We start from the raw sequence: 22,622 nt of genomic DNA on the forward strand, positions 1-22,622 counted from the left end.
CAGCATCACGAAGGTTACGGCAAATGACAAAATTGCGGCGTAGTCATGTCTTCGAATGCCCCAGCCGCCAATGCGACTGATCAGAACGGCCAAACCGCCCTTTTTGTTGCTTCGCTGGTTGCGGCTTTGCCAGCCCGATCCTGAATGCCATCGGGCGAGGGATCGAGCGTCTGGAGGCGAGACACGTCGTCAGCGGCCTCGGCCAACAGCCATTCACGAAATGTGATGATTTTAGGGACCATCGACATCGCGCGGGGGCAGACGATCCAGTATGTCTTGGACAATCGCAGAGCCGTAGCAAACGGTCTGACGAGGCGCCCGTTGATGAGATCCCAAGCCGCAAGCGTGGTGCGGGCGAGTGCGATGCCCTGGCCGTCGACAGCGGCGTCTATGACCATGCTGGCACGGTTCAGGACCGGTCCGTGGGAGAGTTTGGCATCTCGCACGCCAGCAGCCTCGAGCCATTCCGACCAGTCCTTCCGGTCATCAAGATGCAGCAGCGGAAATTTCAACACATCGGACGGCTCGCGCATCCGCTGATGAAGTTTGGGACTGCAAACCGCGAACAGCTGCTCGGAACACAGGCGGACAACATCATGCCCAGCCCAGTTGCCATCGCCATGCCGCACGGCAAGATCGACGTCCTCTCTTGCGAAGTCGACGTGATGCATGGTTGCGGAAACCCTGAGGTCGATGTCCGGATGCATCTCTGCAAACCTGCCAAGGCGATTTACCAACCACTTGGCGGCAAAGTCGGGCGACGTGCTGACCGTCAACGCGCCGGCCCTGGATAGATGCTGAATGCGTTGCGTGCCGAGAGCTATACGGTCGAAGGCATCACGTACCACCTCTAGATAGGAGAGGCCGGCTCGCGTGATGCTCAGCTTTTGACGTTCGCGATCGAACAGCCTGACGCCCAATTCGAGCTCGAGCGCCTTCACCTGATGGCTCACCGCGCCCTGCGTCACGGATAGTTCGTCCGCCGCCCTGGTGAAACTCCCGTGGCGAGCCGCGGCCTCGAAGGCCTTGAGGGCGTTGAGTGATGGCAGTCGGCGAGCCAATTTTCCACCATGTCATGAGAAAAATTCGGCCAAGCACGAGAAACCATGCTTTGCGCCCGTGGGCAGATTGGAGCATTTCAGCGCGACACGTCAACATGGATGCAGCGAGAGGATGAGAAATGTTCAATCACCCGCTTACTGAAGGGCGGAGGCCTCCGTCGTCGTTGCCGACGCATGTTCGTCACATCATCAACAATGCGACAGGACCTATTGTGATAGTATCGCGTTGGATACAACTCTACCGCCAACGTGGACAGCTGGCCGAGCTCGAAGACCATCAGCTTGCAGACCTGGGTCTTGGTCGTACGCAGGTTCGAAACGAATGCGCGAAGTGGCCTTGGCAGGCCTAACTCTCGGCCGCCGTTGTATTCTGGTCGGATCAAGCCGGTGCCTACCTAAAAATTGCCCCCTTGAGGACCGGCTTGCCGACGCATCGGCAACCCGGCTCCTCGCAATCCTGCAGCCGTCTCTCGACCAGTCGCACCGGACCTGGGTTATTTGCGGCTGGCAATCGTCAATGTCGTGTTCTTCGGCGCACCGCGCAGCGGAGATCGGAACTGGGTGCTAATAGATACGGGGTTGCCGACGTCGAGAAGCAGTATTCTTGCGGTCGCGGAAAAGCAGTTTGGCACCAACGCACGGCCTGCCGCGGTTATCCTGACACACGGCCATTTTGACCATGTGGGAACGGTTCTGGACCCTCGCGAATAGGTGGGAGGTGCCCGTCTTCGCGCATCGACTCGAGCGGCCCTATTTGGACGGAACTGAATCTTATCCGCCACCGGATCCGTGGGTCGGGGGCGGACTGATGGCGCTGCTTTCGCCGCTCTTTCCACGCGGGCCAATCGATCTTGGCAACCGATTGGAACTCTTGCCCGCCGACGGATCGGTCCCCGGAATGCCCGGATGGCAATGGCTGCACACACCCGGGCACGCCCCTGGTCGCATTTCGCTCTGGCGCGAGGAAGACCGCTCGCTGATCGTAGGGGACGCTTTCATCACCACCGGTTAGGAGTCGGTCTATGAGGTCGCCGTCCAGGATCTCGAGATGCACGGTCCGCCGCGCTACTTCACGCCGGACTGGGATGCGGCGGAAAGATCTGTGAAGCGTCTGGCTGCCCTGAACCCTCAGATGGTCATCACTGGACATGGTGCGGCTGCCGCTGGAGTGGGCATGCGTAAAGCTCTTGACAGTCTGGCTGAGCGCTTCACGGTGTTCGCCGTCCCGCCGAGATCAAAATTCGTACGCGAGCCAGCGACGGCTGCAAATAGCTGAGGTAACCGAGCCGCCGTCGTTGTGAATATGGTCACGTTGGACAACTCCATCTCTCGAGCAGGTAGAGTTCCCCCTCGGGTCGCGCCCATGTCGCCCAAACACTGACAAGCGGAACAATCCCGGGAGGCGCCAGTTAGGCGTCGCACGCTTGGGCGACTTGCGGCCAGCCCCGAAAAAATCCCCCGTCAAGAGCAGACGTCAGATGGAAACGAGCACCCCGAAGGACGTGTCCTCTCCGCCGGCGCGGCGATCGGCAAGAAGTTCGGGCCCCCACCGGTCGTCATTAGCCATGACTGGCGTCGATTCGCTCATGGGCCAAAACCGTGGAGCGGTCCTGGCTCCACCAGCTTGATGGGGTGATCGACTTAGCTGTGCTCCATCGCCGTGCCGCCGAATTGGAGTTTGTGCACGAGTCAGCGAGGAGGAACAAACCAGGGAAGCGCCAGTTAGGTCCTTCGTCCGGCGGAGGGCGGCACCCCGGCCACGCGCCTTGAAGTTAGTTCAGAGGAAGGCTTCAGATGAGAAGTGCCAAGAGCGCGTGCCCCAAGAACGCGTCCTCTCCAGGATTGGTGGCCGAGCAAGTGTTGTTGCCATCCAGCCCCAAGCCGGGGCGGCAACTGCTCTGGATCGCGGCAATCGCATTCTTGCCCGGTTGCGCGGGGGGTGTGCTCGACCCGCAAGGACCCATTGGCTTGGGCAACCGCACGATCCTCTTGAACTCACTGGCGGTGATGCTGGTGATCGTTGTTCCGACGCTTGTTGCGCTCTTGGCCTTCGCATGGAAATTCCGCGCCTCGAACAGCGACGCGCGCTATGACCCGGAGTTCACCTATTCGGGGCGCATCGAGTTGATCGTCTGGTCGATCCCGACGCTCACCATCCTTTTCCTTGGCGGGCTGATCTATTACGGATCGTACCAGCTCGATCCGCGCAAACCGATCCCTTCCGCGCAGCCGCCGCTCGACATCCAGGTGGTGGCGCTCGACTGGAAATGGCTGTTCCTCTATCCCGAGCAGGGCGTGGGCGCGGTCAATCAATTGGTCATCCCCTCCGGCGTTCCAGTGCATTTCAAGCTGACCTCGGCCAGCGTGATGAACACGTTCTTCGTGCCCCAGCTTGGCAGCATGGTCTACGTCATGAACGGCATGCAGACCGAGTTGCATCTGCAGGCCGACCGCGAGGGCAGCTTTTTCGGCCAGTCGGCGCACTTCAGCGGCGACGGCTTCTCGGACATGAACTTCAGCGTGAGCGCGGTTTCAGCCGATGCCTTCACCCGCTGGACGTCGTCGGTGCGTGGCGGCGGCGGCGTGCTCAACGCGAATGCCTATCGCGAGCTCGCCCGGCAAAGCACCAGCGTGCCGCCGTCCACGTTCGGCCATGTTCAGCCCGGGCTGTTCGATGCCGTCGCTCAGCAGATATTGCCCCCGGGTCCGGGGCCGGCCGAAAGTGCCGCCGGCGGCGAGCCACAGGTGAGCCCAAAGGCATTGCCCGCGGCGGCGCCGCCGACGGGGCATCATCCACAGGCAGAAGGGGCGGAATGACGATGCTGGGCAAGCTCGACTCGTCGGCCATTCCCTTCGATCAACCCATCCCGCTCGTCGCGGCTCTCGGCGTCTTTCTGGCAGCGGTCGCCGTGCTTGGATGGATAACGGTGAAGGGCTACTGGCCCTATCTGTGGAACGAGTGGATAAGCTCGGTCGACCACAAGCGCATCGGCGTGATGTACATTGTGCTGGCGATGCTCATGCTTCTGCGTGGCTTCATCGATGCCATCATGATGCGCACGCAACAGGTGCTGGCGATCCACGGGCCGGGCTACTTGCCGCCGGAGCATTACGACCAGATCTTCTCCGCGCACGGCACGATTATGATCTTCTTCGCGGCGATGCCTTTCATGATCGGCCTGATGAATTTCGCCGTACCGCTGCAGCTTGGCATACGTGATGTAGCCTTTCCGACACTCAATTCCGTCAGCTTCTGGCTGACGGCTTCCGGAGCCCTGCTGGTCAACATCTCGCTTGTCATCGGTGAGTTCGCGCGCACCGGCTGGCTGCCCTATGCCCCCTTGTCGGAGACCACCTACTCGCCGGGCGTCGGTGTCGATTACTATCTGTGGTCGATCCAGATCTCCGGCGTCGGCACGCTGCTTACCGGCGTCAACCTGGTGACGACCATCCTCAAGATGCGTGCGCCTGGTATGGGCTACCTGCGAATGCCGATGTTCTGCTGGACCTCGCTCGCGTCCAACCTGCTCATCGTCGCAGCCTTCCCGATCCTCACCGCCACGCTGGCGATGCTGACGCTGGACCGCTATCTCGGCTTCCATTTCTTCACCAACGAAGCCGGCGGAAATCAGATGATGTTCGTCAACCTGATCTGGGCCTGGGGCCATCCCGAGGTCTACATTCTGGTGCTTCCCGCCTTCGGCATCTTCTCCGAGGTCTTCTCGACATTCTCGTCAAAGCCGCTGTTCGGATACCGTTCGATGGTCGCGGCCACGATGTTCATCTGCATCGTCTCGTTCATGGTCTGGCTGCATCATTTCTTCACCATGGGCGCCGGAGCAGACGTCAACGCCGCCTTCGGCATCGCCACGTCGGTCATCGCCGTCGGCACCGGGGTGAAGATCTACAACTGGCTCTTCACCATGTATGGCGGGCGCATCCGCTTCGACACGCCGATGCTTTGGGCGCTGGGCTTCGTGACCACCTTCACCGTCGGCGGCATGACCGGCGTTCTGCTTGCCGTTCCACCGGCCGACTTCGTGCTGCACAACTCCCTTTTCCTCGTCGCGCATTTCCACAACGTCATCATTTCGGGCGTGCTGTTCGGCGCGTTCGCCGGCTTCACCTACTGGTTTCCCAAGGCGTTCGGATTCCGCTTGCACGAAGGCTGGGGCAAGGCCGCATTCTGGGTCACCTTGGCCGGCTACATGCTGGTCTTCGTGCCGCTCTATATCGTCGGTCTGCTCGGCATGACGCGGCGCCTGCAGCATATCGACATGGATCTTTGGGCGCCATGGCTGGTGGTGGCCGCGTTCGGCGTGCTGGTGATGATCGCCGGCGCCGCACTGCAGATCACACAGCTTCTCCTTTCGATCCGGCATCGTGACAAGCTTCGCGATGAGACAGGAGACCCGTGGGATGGGCGTTCGCTGGAATGGTCGACATCATCCCCTCCCCCCGTCTTCAACTATGCGCGACTGGCTCACGTCGAGAACGAAGAGCCCTATTGGCGCATCAAGCAACGGGCAATCGAGGAGAAGAGCCCCGACAAGGACGAAGGATACGAGCCTATCGAGATGCCGCGCAACAGCCCGACAGGCTTCGTCACCGCCTTCTTCAGCACGCTGATCGGCTTCGCGCTGATCTGGCACATATGGTGGCTGGCAATGGTCGGCTTCATCGGCGCCTACGCAACCTTCGTCGTCTTCGCCTGGCGCGATCATGGGGAATATGAGATTCCCGCCGAAGAGGTCGCGCGCATCGATGATGACCGCAAGGCCGCACAGTCAGCCCGGCTGCGGGGCTGGGAGCGGCCGGCATGAGCGATCACGCGTTACCCGGCGACTTCGGCGCGGGCACCCAGGCCCGAGACCCCTATCGGCTTGGTCAGGGCGGCCGACATGGCGTGCGCTCCGCGACCGGCCACGGAGAAGGCGGCCCGGCCTCGAAATTCGTCACCGTGGCATATGGCTTCTGGATCTTTCTGCTGTCCGACATCATCATATTCTCGGCCTTCTTCGCGGCGTATGCCGTGCTTGCCAAGGCGACCGCCGGCGGACCGACCGGCAAGGATTTGTTCGAGCCCACCCGCGTTGCGGTGCAGACGAGCCTTCTGCTCACGTCGAGCTTCACCGGTGGCCTGGCGACACTCGCGACCCATCGCAGATCGATGGCTGCCACGCAGGCCTGGCTGCTCGTCACCGGATTGCTCGGGGCAGCCTTCCTGTTTCTGGAGGTGCAGGAATTCGCGGCGATGATCGGCGAGCAGGCGGGGCCTTCGCGCAGCGCATTTCTATCAGCCTTCTTTGCGCTCGTTGGCTGCCACGGCACCCATGTCGGGCTCGGGCTGCTCTGGCTGGGCACAATGATGGCGCAGCTATGGGTCAAGGGTTTTCGGTCGGATATTTTGCGGCGGCTCCACTGCTTCGGGCTTTTCTGGCACGCACTCGACATCATCTGGGTCGCCATCTTCACCCTGGTCTATCTGTTGGGAGCATCGCCATGACCGACGTCGAGAGCAGGCCCGGCGAGATGCAGGACCGCCGCGATTCCGCACCGGGCGAGGAACGTATAACCGAGCACGAAGTGGCTGGAGGGCTGTTGGGCTATGTGATCGGCTACGGCCTGGCCATCCTGCTCACGGTCGCGTCATTCCTGGCGGCTCAAACCGATCTGATTTACCAGCCGGCGGTGATTTCGGCCCTGGTGGTGCTCGCGGTCGCGCAGATGGGCGTGCATCTTGTCTTCTTTCTGCACCTGACCACCGGGCCGGACAACACCAACAACATTCTCGCTCTGGCCTTCGGCGTGCTGATCGTTGCGCTGGTGGTCCTGGGCTCGGTTTGGATCATGGCCCACCTGAACGAGAACATGGCCGCCATGACGGCCCATCAAGCCGGTACGATGCCTTAAACCTCGCCCTGCTAGTCTTGGCTGAGGTGATATGAAGCTGGTCACATTGTACCGCCGCGGGTGGAGATAAAAGGCTCGTCAGACCTCGTGCTTTGGCTGAACTGCACGTATGGCATCTAGCGCCAAGCGAACGGCATCGATGCCTGAGACGCGGGGCTCGATCCGCCTGAAAATCAGGCGCCCGTTTCGGTACTCCAGGCCCAACGCTTTCCGGTCCCGCCATTGGGACGCCAACGGCTTGTTGCGCAAGGTGATCGCGACGGCTTCGGGCCCAACATCGACTTTGCCGACACCCAGTTCCGACGCTGCTATTCGCAACCTGGTAAGTTCCAGCAGGACGGTCACTTCGCCAGGCATGTCTCCAAAGCGGTCCTCGAGCTCCTCGCTGAATGCATCAAGGTCCAAGTCCGAACGCATCCGAGAGAGCCGCGCATAGAGGCCAACACGGACCGTAGGCTCGTTGACATAGCTTTCGGGAACGGCTCCTTTTTCCGGGCCAGCGATGTCGGCCAGTTGCTTGTCGGGGTCGGCCCCTTCTCCAGCCGCCGAGACCGCCCGCTCCAGCAAGTACTCGTAGAGGCCCACTCCGATCAGCTTCATATGCCCAGCCTGATCTTCGCCGAACAGATCTCCGGCGCCGCGCAGGTCAAGGTCCCTTTGACTGATTGCCAGGCCGGAGCCAAGCCGATCGAGCGCAAGCATCGTCGAAAGCCGGGCCCTGGTGCCGTCGGCCAGCTCAACGCCAGGCTCCGTCAGAAGAAACGCAGCCGCCTGCACCGCTCCTCTACCGACCCGACCCCTTAGCTGGTGCAACTGCGCCAGACCGAACCGGTCCGGGCGCCAGACAATGATGGTGTTGGCTCGCGGTACATCGAGCCCGCTCTCGATGATATCGGTGCTCAACAAAATGTCGCCATCACCGTGAGCGAATCCGACCATGACTTCGTCCAGCTGCCTCCCTTTCATTTCACCATGCGCCGTCTTGACGCCGAGTTCCGGCACCAGGCTGCTCAACTGGCCAGAGACCGGGCCAATGTCCTCGATGCGCGGGACCACGAAGAAACTCTGTCCACCCCTGTGAAATTCACGCAAGAGGGCCGCGCGCACCGATGCTGGATCGAACGCTGCCAGGATCGTGCGGACGGGATGTCTTTTGGCGGGCGGAGAGTTTAAGACGCTGACATCCTGGATGCCCGACAACGCAGATTGCAGCGTCCGCGGTATCGGCGTGGCGCTCATGCTCAGACTATGTAGCCGGGGTGCCATGTTCCGCAGGGCCCGCTTCAACTTGACGCCGAACCGATGCTCCTCGTCAATAATCAGCAGTCCAAGATTGGCGAAGGTGACGCTCCTTGACGCCAAGGCCTGAGTACCCACGACGATCGCAACCTGGCCGCTCCGCAGGCCCTCCTTTGCCGCTTTTGCCTTTGCTGCCCCGACCATCCTTGACAGGTGGGCGACCTGCAGGCCCGTTCCTGCGAAACGGCGGCTGAACGTCTCATAGTGCTGGCGCGCCAACACGGTTGTCGGCGCTACGACCGCAACCTGTTTCCCGCAGAGAGCGGCGGCGGCGCAAGCACGCAAAGCCACCTCTGTCTTGCCGAAGCCGACATCACCGCAGACGAGCCGGTTCATTGTTCTCCCCGAGGAAAGATCGTCGAGCACAGCGCGGATGGCGGCGGCCTGGTCGGGAGTCTCGGTATAGGGGAATTTCGCCGCAAAACGGGCCAAGTCCGCGCGGGAGGGCTTGATGATCTCGGCGGGCTGGCTGGACCTCATCTTGGCAAGGCCCACCAGGCGATTGGCCAGCCTGTCGATCTCGCGCAACGCAGCCTCGCGTCGCTTGGGCCAGCCCTCGCCGTTGAGGCGATCGACCGACACTGCCTCCGGTTCCGAGCCGTAGCGCCATATTTTCCCAAAGTCGTCGACCGGAACCAGCAAGGAAGCCCCGCCATGATATTCCAGCCTGACAACATCCTGGTGCTGACCAGCCAAGTCGACCTGTTCGACCGCCGCGAGCACGCTCAGGCCATGGTCTTCATGGACGACGACGTCGCCGATGCGCAACTCGGGTTCGAGTATGCTTGCGGCCATGCCGGCATCCACCTTCAACGCAGGGCCAAACAGGTCGGCTGCGGCGACCATCGCGATACCGGATTGCGCGTCGACAAACCCTTCATCGAGGACGAAGCCAGCCTTGAGAAGAGAGCCTCTCGCGGCCGAAAGTATTTGCGGTAAGTCGACCGCTTCCTCTGCCCGCCGGCCTAGCTTTCTATTGAGCAGGCGATCTGCTCGCTGCAGTCCAGAGGCATCGCCGGTCAACACCACCCTGGCCCCGGCGCTTGTCTGCCTTGTCACGAATTCAGCGAATTCGTACCCGGGCCGGACCAGGCGAAAGAATTTGGGAACTCGCTCGGCAGGAACGGCAAGTCTCGTGGAGCGGTTGCGCACGGAAGCATCCCACTCTTCACGCGACAGGTAAAATTGTTCCGGCAAAGGTTTCTCGCGCCCGGCAGCCTCCTGCCTGGCACGGCGTGCATCCTCGATCAGGTCCAGAATTTTGTCGAGCGGCTGCCCGTCGATCCCTTCAAGGAAGGAGATCGAGGCGCTCGACGCAGTGTCGAAGACAGATGGCATAGCGCCATATAATGCGACCAGGCGCTCTTCCATCGACGTCGCGCGCATCGCTGTCAGCTCAGGATGATCACCAGCTTTAAACATCAGCTCGGATGCCGGTCCGACAGCAATCGAGTCTCGAACCTGGTCGCTGAGCTGACTGATCGGATCGTAGGTCTTGAGCTCTCGAATGCAGCTGTCTGGGCCAAGAACGACGCGAACGGGGTCCTCCGCGCCAGCGGGGAAGATGTCCATGAGATCGCCCCGAAAAGCTATTTCACCCGGTTCGTCGACCCTCTCGTCGACGACATAGCCAAAAGCTTCGGACCTTGTTCTGAAATCATCCCGGTCGAACTTTTGTCCCACCTCCAGAATTGCGAAACCGCCAGCAATGACCTGGGCGGGCGGCACCCGCTGCAGACTGGCTTCGATCGACATTACGGCGATGCGCGCACGATCGGGCTTCGTTGCCATGTGGCACAACGCACGAAGCCTCCGCCCCATATTGGCGCGTGTGGGCCACACCCTGTCGTAAGGCACGCAATCCCAGGACGGCAGCAAGATGATCTCCGCGTGCGGCAGGAACTGACGCAAAGCCCCGACGATCTCGTCGGCGCTGCGTTCCGAGGCAGTTATATGGATAATGTGCTTGTGCCGGCTGGCCTCCAGACCACCGGCCAGCTCTGCCGCGATTGCTGAAGATGGCGGGACGCCGTGCTCTATCGCAAACCCGCTGTCATCCGTGTGATCGATTTGTTCGACATCCGTCCGCGAAATATACCTGTTCACTGAAATCTCACCTTGTCCCCAGAAGAACGTCAGCACAGCGACCCCGTTCCTGGCGGCGCGCATTAAAGTGTTCCAGGACGGGGCAGCCGGTGCGGCCTTGATGCATTGCTTCCTAGCTGCCCTAAGAACTGGCGGCTGTGATTCTGTCGCCTTGAATCACGCTCGACGCCGGCAGAACGCTCCGTGCGTGGGGCCATGCCGCGCGGTGGCCCGTCCGCCGGAGTTTATGTGCACATGCTGAATTGCCGAAATGACGATAACCACGCGACGGCCGTCGTTTCGGAACCCCCTTGCCGGCCAGCCGAACTTTTGGCGCGAATAACAGTTCGGCCGCCAACATCAGCCAGGTAGTCAATTTGTCTCCCACCTCATCCTCGGATGTACTCATTCGCGAGCTTCAGACCATCTCGGTCTCCGAGAGGCTGACATCGGGGCTCTGAAAGACATTCCGATCAGGAAAGGGACTATTTGGCCAAGCACGATCTGGTGCGTGAGGGCGACCGCCCTGTTTACTCGTTTATTGTTCTGGATGGCCTGGTTGGTTCCACCAACATACGGGCGAAGGCAAGCGACAAATCACCTCGTTCTTCGTGGCCGGCGACATTCCTGATCTGCACGGACTGCATCTGTCGGTCATGGATTGTAACTTCACGATCCTTACGCCGGCTCGAATAGGCTTCATGCGGCACGACGCTCTACGCAGCATTTCCGACCAGCGCCCTCGCAGCGCCACCGCTTTTTAGCAGGTCGACGCGATCGTTGCCGCGATTTACCGGGAGTGGGTCACCAATGTGGGAAGACGTGAGGGCTATACCCGCATGGCTCACATTCTGTGCGACCTGATTATTCGCTTGCGCTCGGTCGGGCGCATTCAGGATCACGTAGCGGACCTTCCCATCACTCAGACAGCCCTGGGGATGCATTGGGTCTGTCTACGGTCCACGGCAACCGGATGCTCCAGGAACTACGACGAAGGGGCCTCATCGTGACCTCGGGATCAAAAGTGCATGCACTGGACTGGGCCGGTCTCACTCACGCAGGAGATTTTGACGCGACCTACCTGCATCAACGGAACCCCTCGAATCAGTAGTGACGGAACCCGTCCGATGGCACGATTTCCTTTGACAGCGGCGATCGCGATCTAACCTTCGAAGACGAGATAGGCATCCAATGCACCGGCCTTGAGGAAGTCCGCCGCGCGGGATACGAAGGCCTTATCGACCTCACGAGGGAGTCACTGAAGAGCATCGACGGCCAGCACATGTTTGTCGAAGGCCGTGATGAAAATGGCGACAAGATTTTGCGGCTGAGCCTCTCACTTCGGGTCAAATTCTTGAAATTTGGATTTTTACGTTTACCGTCAGGCCGAGCGGATTGGGACTTCATACTGCCGGCAGATGGACCAATGGCGTCATAAGAATCAATTGGCTCGACCGGAAGAACGCCGCAACCGGCCGGGTCCGTTATTCTATGTAAGTGCACCAGATCGATGACGGCATTAATGATAGAGCGGTTAAGCTCCGACACGCGCGCTGTCGATAAGGTTTGTCAGTGACCAGTCCGAACACCAACATTGCAGTTGCCGCTTCTTGGACTCATCACCCCACCACATCAGTCCGGCACCAAAACCCCTCTCGGGAGAACCGGTGCAATGACTGAATACCGTCGGCAACTGGACACCTCCGATCCAGACGTTGCGGAGATACACGCCCAACACAATCTGGCCGCTCGTCACCATCAGGCGACAACGAACAGACGAACCTCGTCGAGCTTGTTCCAGCATTGAGGGCATCCGCCCGCTCCCTCTGCGGTAGCCCTGACGAAGCTGACGACCTTGTCTGCGAGACGCTGATCAAAGGGATGACCGATCCGATATCGGTGAATCCCAGGTGAAGCTTGGGCTCTTTGCCATCATGCGCATGACCTATTTGGCCAAGAAAAACGCGGCCCCTCGACATGAGAGGTCGTCGGGCTGCTTGTCGCAACGCTTGGCTGGCGACGCGCAGGCATGGAGTGGAAACGGTCTAAGGATCGCTCGTGCCATGGACCGCCTGCCTGTCCTGGAACGCCAGGCCACGGTCCTGGTTCGCATGATCGGACTGTCGCACGAAGACGCCGCCAATATTTGTGATTGCGACATAGCCGCGATCGAGGGTCGGATGCAGCGTGCAAGGACACGACTGGCCGCCCCTGCCGGTATGAGCACAACATTGGACAACCCAAACTGATGGTCGGCCAGGCCGAGTCGTAAGCCGCGCCCTGGCCTGCAAGCGGCGTCATCATACGGTCGACACCGTCATGCGGCCAGTAACCGTCCAACCTGCAGATTGCTCTTCGACCGCCTCGGTTTGTTATGCAGAACCGGGAACCATCAAAGAGCCGCCGAGTTCGACCAATGGACAGCTCGGGTTCGCAACATGGAAGAAATCGGCAAAGCACAAACAGAAGGTCATAGCCCGCCTCATACGGCAGTGGATTTCATCGGACGCCAATCGTCGCCAACTTCGCTATTTGCTGGGCCTGCCGACAGACGCCGAAATGCCCAGAGAGCATCGGTCATTGCTTGACGAACTCGACCGAAAGCTCAACCAGTGAGCGCACGCTCGAAATGAAACGAAAGCAAATGAATCGAGCCGGGTAGCCAAGGGCAGGTGTGGACGCTCCTTCGCCGGCGTGGCGCCGATTGGCCGAAGCTCAAAAACGAAGCGAAGCCCTCAAGAAGAAGACTGTCATCACCTTCCGAGGGATTGTCGAGAAAGCTGTTCGAGTTCGTCCTCGTCCGTTATCCCAGCTTGGTAGTAAGCCAGGATGCGCGATGCCCCGTTCTCTCTCGGTTTCGGTCTCGTTTTTTGGGGTTGCTGCGCGCCAAGACGCGGCTCAGTACGGCCAGCTCTGATGGGGTGAAGGCGTCTCTATGCATTGCATCAACTCCGCGCCGCCCGCCTCGGGAGGGGAGCCGAGGCGGGCTGAAGCTGTGGGGATCCAGCTTCCGATGCCGGGCAACAGGCGATTGTGCAAGAGGGATTGTCCGGCGCGGCCCAACGCAGGATGGACAGAATGTTCCGGGAGTTTTGGTGAGGCGAAAATAATTGGCCAAGAGCCAGAAGCACGGCGCAGGATACGGCATGTAAGACTTGCCGGCGTGCGATCCAGTCAGCAGCTCGGGCCAAGATCCGATTCCTAGATGTGAGTTTCTGGACCTTGCTGAGCATTTAAGAGTTGAGATACGGCCGTTATGATCTGCGGCAGAAAGAAGGGCTTGGTGATCATATATGCTGTTGGGAACACCTTCGGCTCCCCAGTGTACCGCGCTATCGCCGCTGATACGTTGCCGCGATCGATTGACGTCCTCAGGTCGCCTTGGACAACGCCAAGACGGGCTTGGTGCTTCGACAGCCAAGTGCCCAGACGATGAGGATGATTGCAGGCCTACAGCAGCCGCGCGAATGGTTTCTCGCTGTAAGCTCGTGTTGGGTTGGTACGCTGCGGCGGCTTGCCGGCGCGGTCGCTTTGATCAAGCTTCCTGCTGATCTTCAGAAGCCTGCTGGATTTGGGTCATCACCTTTCGGGGATCGACATTCTCGGCCAGTTGCGGCAGCTCTTTGTCGGCCGGGGTGGAGACATTCAGACGCGCCGCCAAGGCAGCCACCATCTCGATCAGCCGCGTGGTTTCATGTTCGTTAAGGAGGCTGATCTGCAAATCCAGTTCCGCTCGGCGCTCGCTGTGTTCGGCCATTCTGTTCTGATTGATCAGCACGAAGGTAGACAGGAAGATTGCCTCGACGGAAGCGACCATGGCCAGGATCACGAAAGTTGGGTCCCAAGCTGGGATGGCTGGTATCGCGCGTAGGTTTGCAAGGATCCAGGCGACGAGGATTGCGAGATGCAGATAGACGAAAGTCATGCTCCCCGCGAAGCGCGAAATAGCGCCGGCAATCCGCACCTGAACGCTTTGGCGCTCCTCCTGTTGTCGCCTGTGCTCGACCAGTGCCTCTATGTTCTGGTGGAGCACCGAATGCATGTTGGCTGGACGTTGGTCGCTCATTTGGAAAGCTCGTTTGAACGACGATCTCGTGCAAGCGGCGTCACTTGTCGCCCGCCTGGAACATTTGCGGAGCCGGACCTGGCCTGAACTCGTCCGCACGCAGCTTACGTCGCTGCCGACGGCCCGATTGGGAAAGGGCGTGCCGTGCTGAAACCGTGTGCACCATACCGACTACTGCCTGCGGGGCGCTCTGATGAACCATATGGCCAGCGCCCGGAATCACCTCGAGGAGAGACCCACTAACTTCGGCATGCAGGCGCCGTGCATCCCGTTCCGCATCGAACAACCGGTCTCCAGATCCCGCCAGGATGCCGGTCGGTACGGAAATGTCCTTATAGCTGGCCTTCTTCGACAGGGCCGCGGCCAGCATAGATGCTGACTCCGAACATCCGCCCGCAGTTGGGAAGGGCGGCTGGCGGCATCCTTGGCGGATGCGGCGAAGTCGCTGGCGATCATAGCGGGTCGAAATATCTTTTCCATTGCCCAAGGCCAGGCAAGCCTGCACAAGCAGCGGCAACAAGGTGTGGCGAAACCCCGTTCCGATCGCCGGCAATGCCGGGAGTGCGGCCAGTGCAAGATCCAGCCGCGGTGGCGGATAGTAATAGCCTGAGACAAGCACAATGCCGGCGACCGATGAAGAATGCCTGCGCGCCAACGCGAGGGCGATCCAGGCTCCCCAGGAATGTCCAAGCACGAGATATTTCTTAATACCCAATCTGCCGGCGGCGGCATGTATGAGGTCGGCTTGGTCGCAAGCGGACCAGCGCCGGGTGCGCGAACGTGAGCTTCGCCCAAAGCCGGGACGGTCAAATGCGAGCACCCGGTAGGTCTTTGCCGCCTCATCGAAGACGCCGCTCGACTTGAAATCCTCCGCCATGGATCCATTGCCATGCAGGAGAAGCAGCGGCATGCCGGTTCCGGCTTCGATAAAATGCAGGCGCAGACCATCAACTGCCATCATACGTCCGCATGTCAGGCTGGCGATCGCACGTTTGGCGCGGATGGCGTTGTATCCCGCTAGTGCCGCTAATGCAGCGACGGACAATCCGGCCGCTAGTTTCGCCCCGTCTCTGTCCAACGCCATGCGCGTGCCTTAGAAGCTGTCTGCGAGACCCAACCTTCGAGGTCGCAGCTTGTTCCGCCAGACCCTGTGCCTGGCGCGGAAGGCTTTTCAACGCCTGGCGATCGCCATGGCCGCGATCTTGCAATGATCCATGCTTGCGTCCCGAGGAGATGCTCCCCGGGATAAACGATCGTTCCATCATCGCGCACACAGCGCCTGGCGTCAGGCTGGCCTCCTCGGCATGACCGGCCCCAAGCGTATGCATGACGCGTTCGCCTTCTCCGAGCAGGTAGTCGGAAATAATGCGGCGGTGGCACCGCCACCAGACGGCTTCCGCGCACATGATTGGGCATCGATGCCGGCTGCTAAGCTCTCGCAGTTCCGCCAAGCCTTTGGCGAACGGCTCCGCCGAATCGGACCCAAAGCGGTCTTTGTTCGCCGTTCGTACACGCTTTCAGGCTCAATTGAACCGGTGAGCGCTGTCTGCCAACGTTGCTCTCTTTGGAAAAGTAAGCCCGCTGCCTGGGCGGGGGGCTTGGGGTTAGGCAGCGGGCTTCGTAGGCGATTAGGGGTTCAGACGAACCGAACCCACGCAAACGATGCTCTCAGAGTGTTAACGAGACCTTAACGAAGCTCGGAGCGTTTTACCAATCTTGGCGACCTGTGGATAGCCCTCGCAGTTACGCGTTCAATGACAGAGTTGAGGTCCACGGATTCGCGGTCATGCTGTTCTTCGACAGGTTCCGCCTCCATATTCGGATCACCATCCATCTCATCCAGAAGGGCTATCATGTGCTCGATCGTCGCCTCGACCCGGCACCGGAAGAAGGCGCTCATTGGTCGCTCCATTCGACGTGGACTGTACCGCCAAGTTCTCGTATTCCGCGCACGATGGCGTTGTAATCGACAGATCCTCGGGCGCCCCTCCAATTTTTGTGACGGAAGTAGCGCTTGGACCTCGCAAATTCGTCAAGGTCGGTCATGTTACGTTTCGTCGCCAACATTCCATCGAAGTTCGTCGAGTAAAGGCACACCAGTAAGCTTGTAGCGAACTTTAGGGCGGGAAAGGCCCAGGGCGCTGCCTCTGCAGCACAATTTCTTGAGACTGTGGTCAGGAAAAGCGGGGCAAAGCTCTGAGGCACTTACTGTCCGATCGAGTCTCCGAACAATGCATACTTTTTGCCCTCCAGACGCGACGCCTCTTAGCTATGTCTAGTGTCTGGCATCGTGTCGCCAGGGCGGCTTGGGTGCGATGTGGCAACGCCTTGCGCATGGCCTTGTAGTCTGGATAGAGCGAGCGGCATATTTCTGTCTCCGCCTCGGTCCACAGTGGCCAGCCGCCGTTGGCGATGCCGGTTCTCTGCATACGCTGTGAATGGCGCTGTCCCTGGACCGCATACTTGGTAGGTTCAGCAAGGTGCATCTCATGTCCTTTCGTCCATTGATGCCCGCCCAGGTGAAACGTGATCTCTGCTGCCAATCCAACCAAGACAATTTTTTGGCGTTCCCCGATACACCCGTTGTTCAATTTAATTGCTGTGTATTATTCCGCTGTTGTCTTTAGGATGAGAGCCATGCCCTTATCATCCTTCGCCAAAGAGCTTGAGAACGCCGCCGATAGAATCGCCGACATGTCGCGAGCGGATCTGCAGATCATGCTTCGGCGCGCTGCGTTGATGCTCCGGAACGTCGCCGGCCTCCCGCTAGAGCCAGCAACACAGGACGCACTGAACTCCATTGCCGCTGAAATGAAAATCGGCCGGTCGGAGCTCATTCAGGTCGTCTTGCGTGAGTGGCTGGAAACGAATGCCTATCTGCCAGTCCGGATGATTGACGAGGAAAGTGAGACCGACGGGAGCGCTTAGCAACATGGCTCGCAAGGGAATGGCCCGCAGAAAAAGGCCCGTGCCTAAGGGACGGGCCGAATACGTTCGGGAACTATGCCTAGAGCGGTTATTCTCAGCCACCCATCTTCTTGGCCATGGCACAGAAATCAGCGTGCGACTTGTTGAGCGTGGTGTCGCCGCAGTCTTTCCGCACCGCCTTTTGTTCATCCGGTTTCATGGACATCCATGCGGTCTTGAAATCCGCTTCCGACCTCAAGGTTTTCATGCCGGCATCCGTGAAGAAAGGTGACATCTTTGCAGGATCATCGAGCGCGGAAGTGGTGCTGCTGCCTGCCAGCGCTGAGCCCGTCATCATTGCGAGCGCCATCGCGCCCATCGTAAGCATTTTGATGCTCATTTTTTCCTCCGTTTAGTTCTACACGCGCAAATCGCGTGACCTGGGAAAAAAACGTCGGCGTCTGAACTCTGTTCCCGCATCTCGCCGATTCCGCATCGGCAGCCGTCTGACGCGCGCTGGTGTCGTGGAGAATGGCCGGTGCAGTGAAGAGTCCACCGTGGGGCCAGCCTAAAGTGCGATCGGCAAACGCGGGCCCATTAACCACCTTCCTGGATAGATTGGACCCAATGCGGATGCTGGGGGTTTACCTTGCATGGAAAATCACAAGCACATATTCTATTGTCATGTTGAGCGCGACGGATTGTGGGGAGTTTGGGATTGCGTCGCCATCAGGCAGGCAAGGTTGGGCGGTGGCGACCTTCGCGGTTGCACTGCCCAAAGGGCTGAAGCTGCGGAACACGTCCTCACGAGAATTTACGACGGCGGACATGATGCCGTCGCTATCCGCATCGCGGGCATTGTCAGTTCTGCGGGTTCGGCCTGATCGATCCCCGCCGCTAGGCGCTTACCCACCCTTAGAGGGCAGCACCGGTCCAGTGGTATTCCACCGGATGAACTCGACCTCTTTCCCGGTGACGTCCCGCACGGCCCTCAACAGCACCTCATGCAGGACGCGCGTTTGCCTGTAGTGGTCGCAATATGGCGATATGAACGGCTTGATGATGCTTAGGTGCAGCGCTTCCGCTGCCACCAGGAAGCGATCAATTTCAGCCTGTGATAACTGCTTTGAGGATTTTGACCTAGCCATTGCGACACCTTTTGAGAGTCGCCCCACCTGAGGACAATATTCCTATCGGGGGCGTTCCCTGTAAAGGCTCAAACGTCGAAAAGGTCGTTTGGTCCCACGCCAATTTCGTCAATGATGTCCGGCGTGTTGTTTCGCGGGCTTCCGACCTTCCTGTCAATCGGCCACATCTTCATCAGCTCCGAAGGATATGGCTTCATAAGGTCGCGTGGATCCAGTTCCGGTCCGAGCCAGCGCATGTAATCGGCAGGCGCCAGAATAACCGGCATGCGATCATGGATCGTCGCCATCAACGTATTAGGCTCGCAGGTGACGACAGCGAAGGTCCGGATCAACTCGCCGGTCGCCTTGTCGGCATAGTCTTTTGGCAGGTGATCGAGTGCGCCCTGGGCAATGCGCATGCCACGCGGCCTCCGTTATGGCCTGACGATCGTCCCATCAAGCTGGTCGTTTGTGCCCTCAGCGCGAAGAGGAAGTCCTTCCAGGCCGAGCGGGTCAGGCAACACCGGAGTATTTTTTCATTACCCTTGCTGCTCGCACGAGTGACGACCAATCAGCTCCCATATTGGCGACGAGGTCACTAGCTTCTTCGCTGGAAATGCCGGTGCGGGCGGCGAGCTTCTTCGCAAGCAAATCGAAAGCCAGTTCGACTATCGTCATCGTTCAGCCCTTTCGCTAAACTCTCCATTACCCTCTCGGAGGGTCTCTCGCATTAGCCCATGTTAATGACGCCATTATCCGCGAGGCGAGAAGCAATTTCCTTGACCTCGTGGGCGGCACGACCTATCGGGAATTGTGCAACACACGCAGCGCGCCTGGCGCGCTGCTGTCGCTTCAGATGATGCACAAGAGCGAGAACGGTCGCCGCTCACACTTCATCACCGCCAATTTTCAGATCGCCGACGGCCCGGCTGCCGACGAGATCGTCGTGGCCATCGGTGCTGCGGACGGCGGCCGGGTTCACCCACCGATTGCGTCCGCTTTCAGGACATGAAAGAGATCGAGCACGAAGCAGCGATGTGAGGCTTGCGCTGGGTTCCACAACGTCACCAATGTCAAAGCCGGCGAGTGCCGATTACCGTCTCGCGGCCTATTTCGAAGAGCTTGCCAGGCTTGCTGTGCAGGCTCTCTGGATCCGAAGGTGCTTGCCGAACTGCGAAACCGTTGCGATACCGATCAGCTCTCTACACTGACGGCACGCGCACAGGCGTCCTTGCCGCTCATCCCCGGCCATCGACGCTGTCGCCGCCTGCTTCGAGAGGAAACTCCACGGCCGACACGTGGCGTTGCGATCCGGCACCTCTGACCCCGGAAAGCCCTATCGCGGTAACTGGTTGGACAGTCCCCCAAATTGCCTGCCTTTTCAAAATCGCTACGCAGGTGGCGGGCTTTTGCTTCGTTGGTGCCGGCATGCGTCAGGAAGGCAGTCGCCGATTGACGGGAACAATTTAGCGAACAGTAAATTCAACGGTCTTGGAGCGCGCAGACCGCAAGGCAAAAGTTGCTAACGCGGCCGAGAGAGAGGCGCGTTATTTGAAAACTGCGCGACTTCGAGAACAACGCCTTGCTGCCGAAGCCAAGGGTCCCCAGGCTTCGAAGAAAGGCCGATCCAGGAGCTAAGGCGCTTAGCCGCCGAGGCTGGCCGTGAGACAGCGACGCCCTTCTGATGGAACATACACCACGCTAATAGTTCTGGCGCGCCGGGGCACGCGACGATCCCGGCACATCCTTATTGGGACGCCCGCCGCTGCCGTGAAGGGAGGCCGCTTCTTTACATTTCGGGGCGCAAGGCGCGCTCGACGCGTGAGCGAGGGCAACATCATGAATCCCGAAAAGCCCAGCATTCATGCGCCATCCGCCGAACTGCTCGCTGCCATGGCTAATGAAAAGCGCCTTCTCGCTCTAATGATTCTTGCTGACGGAGAAATATCCGTTTCTGATCTGGCGCCGCGATTGGGGCTTAGCAACTCAGCACTCTCCCAGCATCTCGGCATGATGCGAGAATCTGGTCTGGTCACCCGGAGGCAGGAGCGCCATAAAGCGTATTACTCGTGCACAGATCTTGCCCTGAAAGTCCTTGAGCTCCTGGACTGGCTTGTTGAGCGGAAAACTCTGCCTGGCCGCGACCATCATCCATGAAGCCCGGACCTTTGGAAGGTTGCGATGTCGCGACTTCAAGGCTCGTCACCGGATTGTGGAGATTTGTAAGCTTCGACCCCGCCGCCAGGCGATGGCGGCGGGGTTGGATGGTTCGTTCAGTCATAAACCTTGATGATTTTTCGGGTGCCCGGGTCCACCAGCACCGTGCGGTTGTCGACCACAACGTAGCGGTATTTGACGTTGGGGACCTCATGGATCTCAACCGTTTCCGGCAGAGCTGTCCCGACATTCAGTTCCACGCCGGGGAGCTTGACCGACGCCAGGGGCTGCTTCTTCACATATTCGCGGATGACGGTGTCCTGTTCCGGCTGGATAATGATGTCGTCCGCGGCGGCTGAGCCGATCCCAGCCAATAGCAACATCGCTGCTGCGGTGTTCTTTAGAAGCATGTTCATATCTGCACTCCTGTAGGGACGGGCGCAACACGATCATCGTCCCGCGCCGCCCGGCAAGTTGAAACATGGAGCCGCCCTAAACGTTCCGCCCTAGGTACTTAGGTCTAGTCCCCTTGGGACCTAAGTCTGGTTCTGGAAACCGCATTGGTCCTGTCAGCGGCAGCGGCTGGAACGCTTGGCTTCTGCGGCTGTTGTCTCTCGAATTTGGAAGGATGCAGATGGATAAAGTGTGGACCAAGCACGCTGGTTATTCGCGGCTGTTCCCTTTCTCGTGATGGCACTCGTTCTTGGCTGGCATGTGGTGGATCGGCGCAGCAACGTCCGACGACGAACCCTGTATCTTTAACCTGCAGTAGGTGACCTGATGTTGCGCGACAAGGAGAGTCGGATCTTAGAGGCAGGCCTGCTGGCGGCGGTGCCTGTTTGTGTGGCGATTACCGCACTGGTGGCCTTGATGACCTTGGCCAGCATATGAATCGGTTCCTTTTCGCGGCCTCCGACTTCCTATCTCGGCCGCCAGGCTTCTATGTCATGCTCATGGCAATGGTTGTGTGCACCGCCCTGGTGCCATTTGGACTGACAAATGCGGTCACCTATGCCCTGTCGGTTGCCGCCATCGTGATCACCGGTGTTGTCCTTTTACAAGGCTATCGCGATACCGCCGCCATTCACGCAAAACTCGACGAGATCATCGTTTCACTGAACGAAACCAGGAACGACGTTGTCGGATTGGAGCATGCCGAGCCGGACGAGATCAGGGAGAAGCTTGTAAAGCTCGAAGAAGAAGCGTCCCGAACAGTCGGGGCTGCCAGGCGCGAACTTTCGAAAGCAACAGGAGAGAGATCATGAACAATCTCATTTGGCTCGTTGGTGCGGTGGTCGTCGTCTTGGCGATTTTGAGTTTTTTTGGTCTTCGGTAGGCGACGAGCATTTCCGCCGACAACCTGAAGGATCAGGGGGAACTACACTTGGCGTCGCAAATTGCTTTCATGAATGACAATCAGCCGCCCCCCGACAAGTTGATATCCGAGCCACCGCCAGATTGGCAGGGCGTGTTTTTTGCCACCGCTGCCCTCGTCTCTCCTTATGCGCCCTGCTGCTGGCATTTTGGATGTCTGTTTGATCGCTGTCGGAGGGGCCCATTGTCCTATAAAGAGCCAAAAAGGTTTGGCATCAAGGTTGCATTGACAAGTTGGGGCGGATGAAGCCCGCCGCTTCGCAAATGACGCGGCGGGCTTTCATAAGCTAACCCTCAGAAACGAGCCTTGGCCGGCAATATACTTGGCGAAGGTCACGCATGTCGACCTGCTGACGCCGCCCGGATGCCTGGGTAAGCGCAATCTGTGGCGCTACCGACGTCTTTCCGCCGTGTGGTGATCTTCTGGTCGGCCGTCCCGTCTGCTTCAGGCTCTTTGCCGGCAAGCATACCAAACTCACCGTTGGATTTTTCCGCCATCAGGTCCCCTATATGGCCCATCTGGGAGGCACAGTCGGAGCACTAAAGTTGCCGAACGCCCAGCAGGCAGTTGCTTTTGGCTACGAGCGGGACGCGGCCGGCATCTACTGCCGAAGGCGGCTAGCGCTCACGGAG

At 59.6% G+C, this 22,622-nt stretch carries 16 protein-coding genes and 3 pseudogenes; 9 read left to right on the forward strand and 10 right to left on the reverse strand.

What is annotated here, in order from left to right; all coding sequences use genetic code 11:
* Nucleotides 1–80: 80 nt before the first annotated feature.
* Nucleotides 81–1,061, reverse strand: a complete 981-nt coding sequence (locus EOA13_RS33805) for a transcriptional regulator GcvA (protein WP_245490558.1) — start codon at nucleotides 1,059–1,061, stop codon at nucleotides 81–83.
* A 432-nt stretch (nucleotides 1,062–1,493) separates the two neighbouring features.
* On the opposite strand from EOA13_RS33805, the pseudogene EOA13_RS33815 reads away from it, so the two are divergent.
* The 5 genes and pseudogenes from EOA13_RS33815 to cyoD all read left to right on the forward strand — a co-directional run bounded on the left by EOA13_RS33815 (nucleotide 1,494) and on the right by cyoD (nucleotide 6,974).
* Nucleotides 1,494–2,337: pseudogene (locus tag EOA13_RS33815) on the forward strand (MBL fold metallo-hydrolase).
* A gap of 518 nt (nucleotides 2,338–2,855) precedes the next feature.
* The gene (gene cyoA / locus EOA13_RS33825) at nucleotides 2,856–3,878 is read left to right on the forward strand and encodes a ubiquinol oxidase subunit II (protein WP_127297590.1); all 1,023 of its coding nucleotides are present in this window, start codon (nucleotides 2,856–2,858) and stop codon (nucleotides 3,876–3,878) included.
* A gap of 2 nt (nucleotides 3,879–3,880) precedes the next feature.
* Entirely contained in the window at nucleotides 3,881–5,884 is a 2,004-nt protein-coding gene (gene cyoB, locus EOA13_RS33830; protein WP_164780513.1) for a cytochrome o ubiquinol oxidase subunit I, read from the forward strand.
* Nucleotides 5,881–6,567: a cytochrome (ubi)quinol oxidase subunit III gene (locus tag EOA13_RS33835; RefSeq protein WP_127297592.1), complete on the forward strand. Its 687-nt coding sequence runs from the start codon at nucleotides 5,881–5,883 to the stop codon at nucleotides 6,565–6,567. Before cyoB ends, EOA13_RS33835 begins: the two co-directional genes overlap by 4 nt.
* Nucleotides 6,564–6,974 (forward strand): cytochrome o ubiquinol oxidase subunit IV, encoded by a 411-nt coding sequence (gene cyoD / locus EOA13_RS33840; RefSeq protein ID WP_127297593.1) that lies wholly within the window; start codon nucleotides 6,564–6,566, stop codon nucleotides 6,972–6,974. The genes EOA13_RS33835 and cyoD overlap by 4 nt, the downstream gene beginning before the upstream one ends.
* 78 nt (nucleotides 6,975–7,052) lie before the next feature.
* Here cyoD and EOA13_RS33845 read toward each other — a convergent pair whose 3' ends face one another.
* The 4 genes from EOA13_RS33845 to EOA13_RS33895 form a co-directional block, all read right to left on the reverse strand.
* Nucleotides 7,053–10,415, reverse strand: a complete 3,363-nt coding sequence (locus tag EOA13_RS33845; RefSeq protein WP_245490559.1) for a DEAD/DEAH box helicase — start codon at nucleotides 10,413–10,415, stop codon at nucleotides 7,053–7,055.
* A 3,478-nt stretch (nucleotides 10,416–13,893) separates the two neighbouring features.
* Nucleotides 13,894–14,424 (reverse strand): DUF1003 domain-containing protein, encoded by a 531-nt coding sequence (locus tag EOA13_RS33880; protein WP_127297596.1) that lies wholly within the window; start codon nucleotides 14,422–14,424, stop codon nucleotides 13,894–13,896.
* 40 nt (nucleotides 14,425–14,464) lie between these two features.
* Complete coding sequence (locus tag EOA13_RS33885; RefSeq protein ID WP_127297597.1) at nucleotides 14,465–15,508, reverse strand: alpha/beta hydrolase; 1,044 nt, start codon at nucleotides 15,506–15,508, stop codon at nucleotides 14,465–14,467.
* 603 nt (nucleotides 15,509–16,111) lie between these two features.
* Entirely contained in the window at nucleotides 16,112–16,324 is a 213-nt protein-coding gene (locus tag EOA13_RS33895) for a hypothetical protein (protein ID WP_127297598.1), read from the reverse strand.
* A 737-nt stretch (nucleotides 16,325–17,061) separates the two neighbouring features.
* Between EOA13_RS33895 and EOA13_RS33900 the strand changes: the two genes are divergently transcribed.
* Nucleotides 17,062–17,352, forward strand: a complete 291-nt coding sequence (locus EOA13_RS33900) for a hypothetical protein (protein ID WP_127297599.1) — start codon at nucleotides 17,062–17,064, stop codon at nucleotides 17,350–17,352.
* A gap of 94 nt (nucleotides 17,353–17,446) precedes the next feature.
* Here EOA13_RS33900 and EOA13_RS33905 read toward each other — a convergent pair whose 3' ends face one another.
* From EOA13_RS33905 to EOA13_RS38145, 4 genes and pseudogenes are all read right to left on the reverse strand, one after another.
* The gene (locus EOA13_RS33905; protein WP_127297600.1) at nucleotides 17,447–17,731 is read right to left on the reverse strand and encodes a hypothetical protein; all 285 of its coding nucleotides are present in this window, start codon (nucleotides 17,729–17,731) and stop codon (nucleotides 17,447–17,449) included.
* A gap of 505 nt (nucleotides 17,732–18,236) precedes the next feature.
* Complete coding sequence (locus tag EOA13_RS39125) at nucleotides 18,237–18,479, reverse strand: hypothetical protein (protein ID WP_127297601.1); 243 nt, start codon at nucleotides 18,477–18,479, stop codon at nucleotides 18,237–18,239.
* Between the two features lie 68 nt (nucleotides 18,480–18,547).
* A pseudogene (locus EOA13_RS33915) lies at nucleotides 18,548–18,814 on the reverse strand (SOS response-associated peptidase family protein); the annotation flags it as partial.
* Nucleotides 18,815–18,971: 157 nt separating this feature from the next.
* Complete coding sequence (locus EOA13_RS38145) at nucleotides 18,972–19,136, reverse strand: hypothetical protein (RefSeq protein ID WP_164780510.1); 165 nt, start codon at nucleotides 19,134–19,136, stop codon at nucleotides 18,972–18,974.
* 109 nt (nucleotides 19,137–19,245) lie between these two features.
* Here EOA13_RS38145 and EOA13_RS33920 point away from each other — a divergent pair.
* Nucleotides 19,246–19,499: pseudogene (locus tag EOA13_RS33920) on the forward strand (amino acid synthesis family protein); the annotation flags it as partial.
* A 780-nt stretch (nucleotides 19,500–20,279) separates the two neighbouring features.
* Nucleotides 20,280–20,615, forward strand: a complete 336-nt coding sequence (locus EOA13_RS33930; protein ID WP_245441379.1) for a metalloregulator ArsR/SmtB family transcription factor — start codon at nucleotides 20,280–20,282, stop codon at nucleotides 20,613–20,615.
* Nucleotides 20,616–20,731: 116 nt separating this feature from the next.
* Here EOA13_RS33930 and EOA13_RS33935 read toward each other — a convergent pair whose 3' ends face one another.
* Nucleotides 20,732–21,031: a DUF1236 domain-containing protein gene (locus EOA13_RS33935; RefSeq protein WP_013525105.1), complete on the reverse strand. Its 300-nt coding sequence runs from the start codon at nucleotides 21,029–21,031 to the stop codon at nucleotides 20,732–20,734.
* 471 nt (nucleotides 21,032–21,502) lie between these two features.
* Between EOA13_RS33935 and EOA13_RS33945 the strand changes: the two genes are divergently transcribed.
* Nucleotides 21,503–21,880, forward strand: coding sequence for a low affinity iron permease family protein (locus EOA13_RS33945; protein WP_127297602.1), 378 nt, complete (start codon nucleotides 21,503–21,505; stop codon nucleotides 21,878–21,880).
* Nucleotides 21,881–22,622 lie beyond the last annotated feature (742 nt).

The sequence above is a fragment of the Mesorhizobium sp. M7A.F.Ca.US.011.01.1.1 genome, from assembly GCF_003998295.1.
In the GTDB taxonomy this organism is placed as follows: Bacteria; Pseudomonadota; Alphaproteobacteria; order Rhizobiales; family Rhizobiaceae; genus Mesorhizobium.

Bases quoted from the DNA above. Each gene is read 5' to 3' on its own strand.
- cyoA (WP_127297590.1), top strand. From the start codon at position 2,856: ATGAGAAGTGCCAAGAGCGCGTGCCCCAAGAACGCGTCCTCTCCAGGA.
- cyoB (WP_164780513.1), top strand. From the start codon at position 3,881: ATGCTGGGCAAGCTCGACTCGTCGGCCATTCCCTTCGATCAACCCATC.
- EOA13_RS33835 (WP_127297592.1), top strand. From the start codon at position 5,881: ATGAGCGATCACGCGTTACCCGGCGACTTCGGCGCGGGCACCCAGGCC.
- cyoD (WP_127297593.1), top strand. From the start codon at position 6,564: ATGACCGACGTCGAGAGCAGGCCCGGCGAGATGCAGGACCGCCGCGAT.
- EOA13_RS33880 (WP_127297596.1), bottom strand. From the start codon at position 14,424: ATGAGCGACCAACGTCCAGCCAACATGCATTCGGTGCTCCACCAGAAC.
- EOA13_RS33885 (WP_127297597.1), bottom strand. From the start codon at position 15,508: ATGGCGTTGGACAGAGACGGGGCGAAACTAGCGGCCGGATTGTCCGTC.
- EOA13_RS33895 (WP_127297598.1), bottom strand. From the start codon at position 16,324: ATGAGCGCCTTCTTCCGGTGCCGGGTCGAGGCGACGATCGAGCACATG.
- EOA13_RS33900 (WP_127297599.1), top strand. From the start codon at position 17,062: ATGCCCTTATCATCCTTCGCCAAAGAGCTTGAGAACGCCGCCGATAGA.
- EOA13_RS33905 (WP_127297600.1), bottom strand. From the start codon at position 17,731: ATGAGCATCAAAATGCTTACGATGGGCGCGATGGCGCTCGCAATGATG.
- EOA13_RS39125 (WP_127297601.1), bottom strand. From the start codon at position 18,479: ATGGCTAGGTCAAAATCCTCAAAGCAGTTATCACAGGCTGAAATTGAT.
- EOA13_RS38145 (WP_164780510.1), bottom strand. From the start codon at position 19,136: ATGACGATAGTCGAACTGGCTTTCGATTTGCTTGCGAAGAAGCTCGCC.
- EOA13_RS33935 (WP_013525105.1), bottom strand. From the start codon at position 21,031: ATGAACATGCTTCTAAAGAACACCGCAGCAGCGATGTTGCTATTGGCT.
- EOA13_RS33945 (WP_127297602.1), top strand. From the start codon at position 21,503: ATGAATCGGTTCCTTTTCGCGGCCTCCGACTTCCTATCTCGGCCGCCA.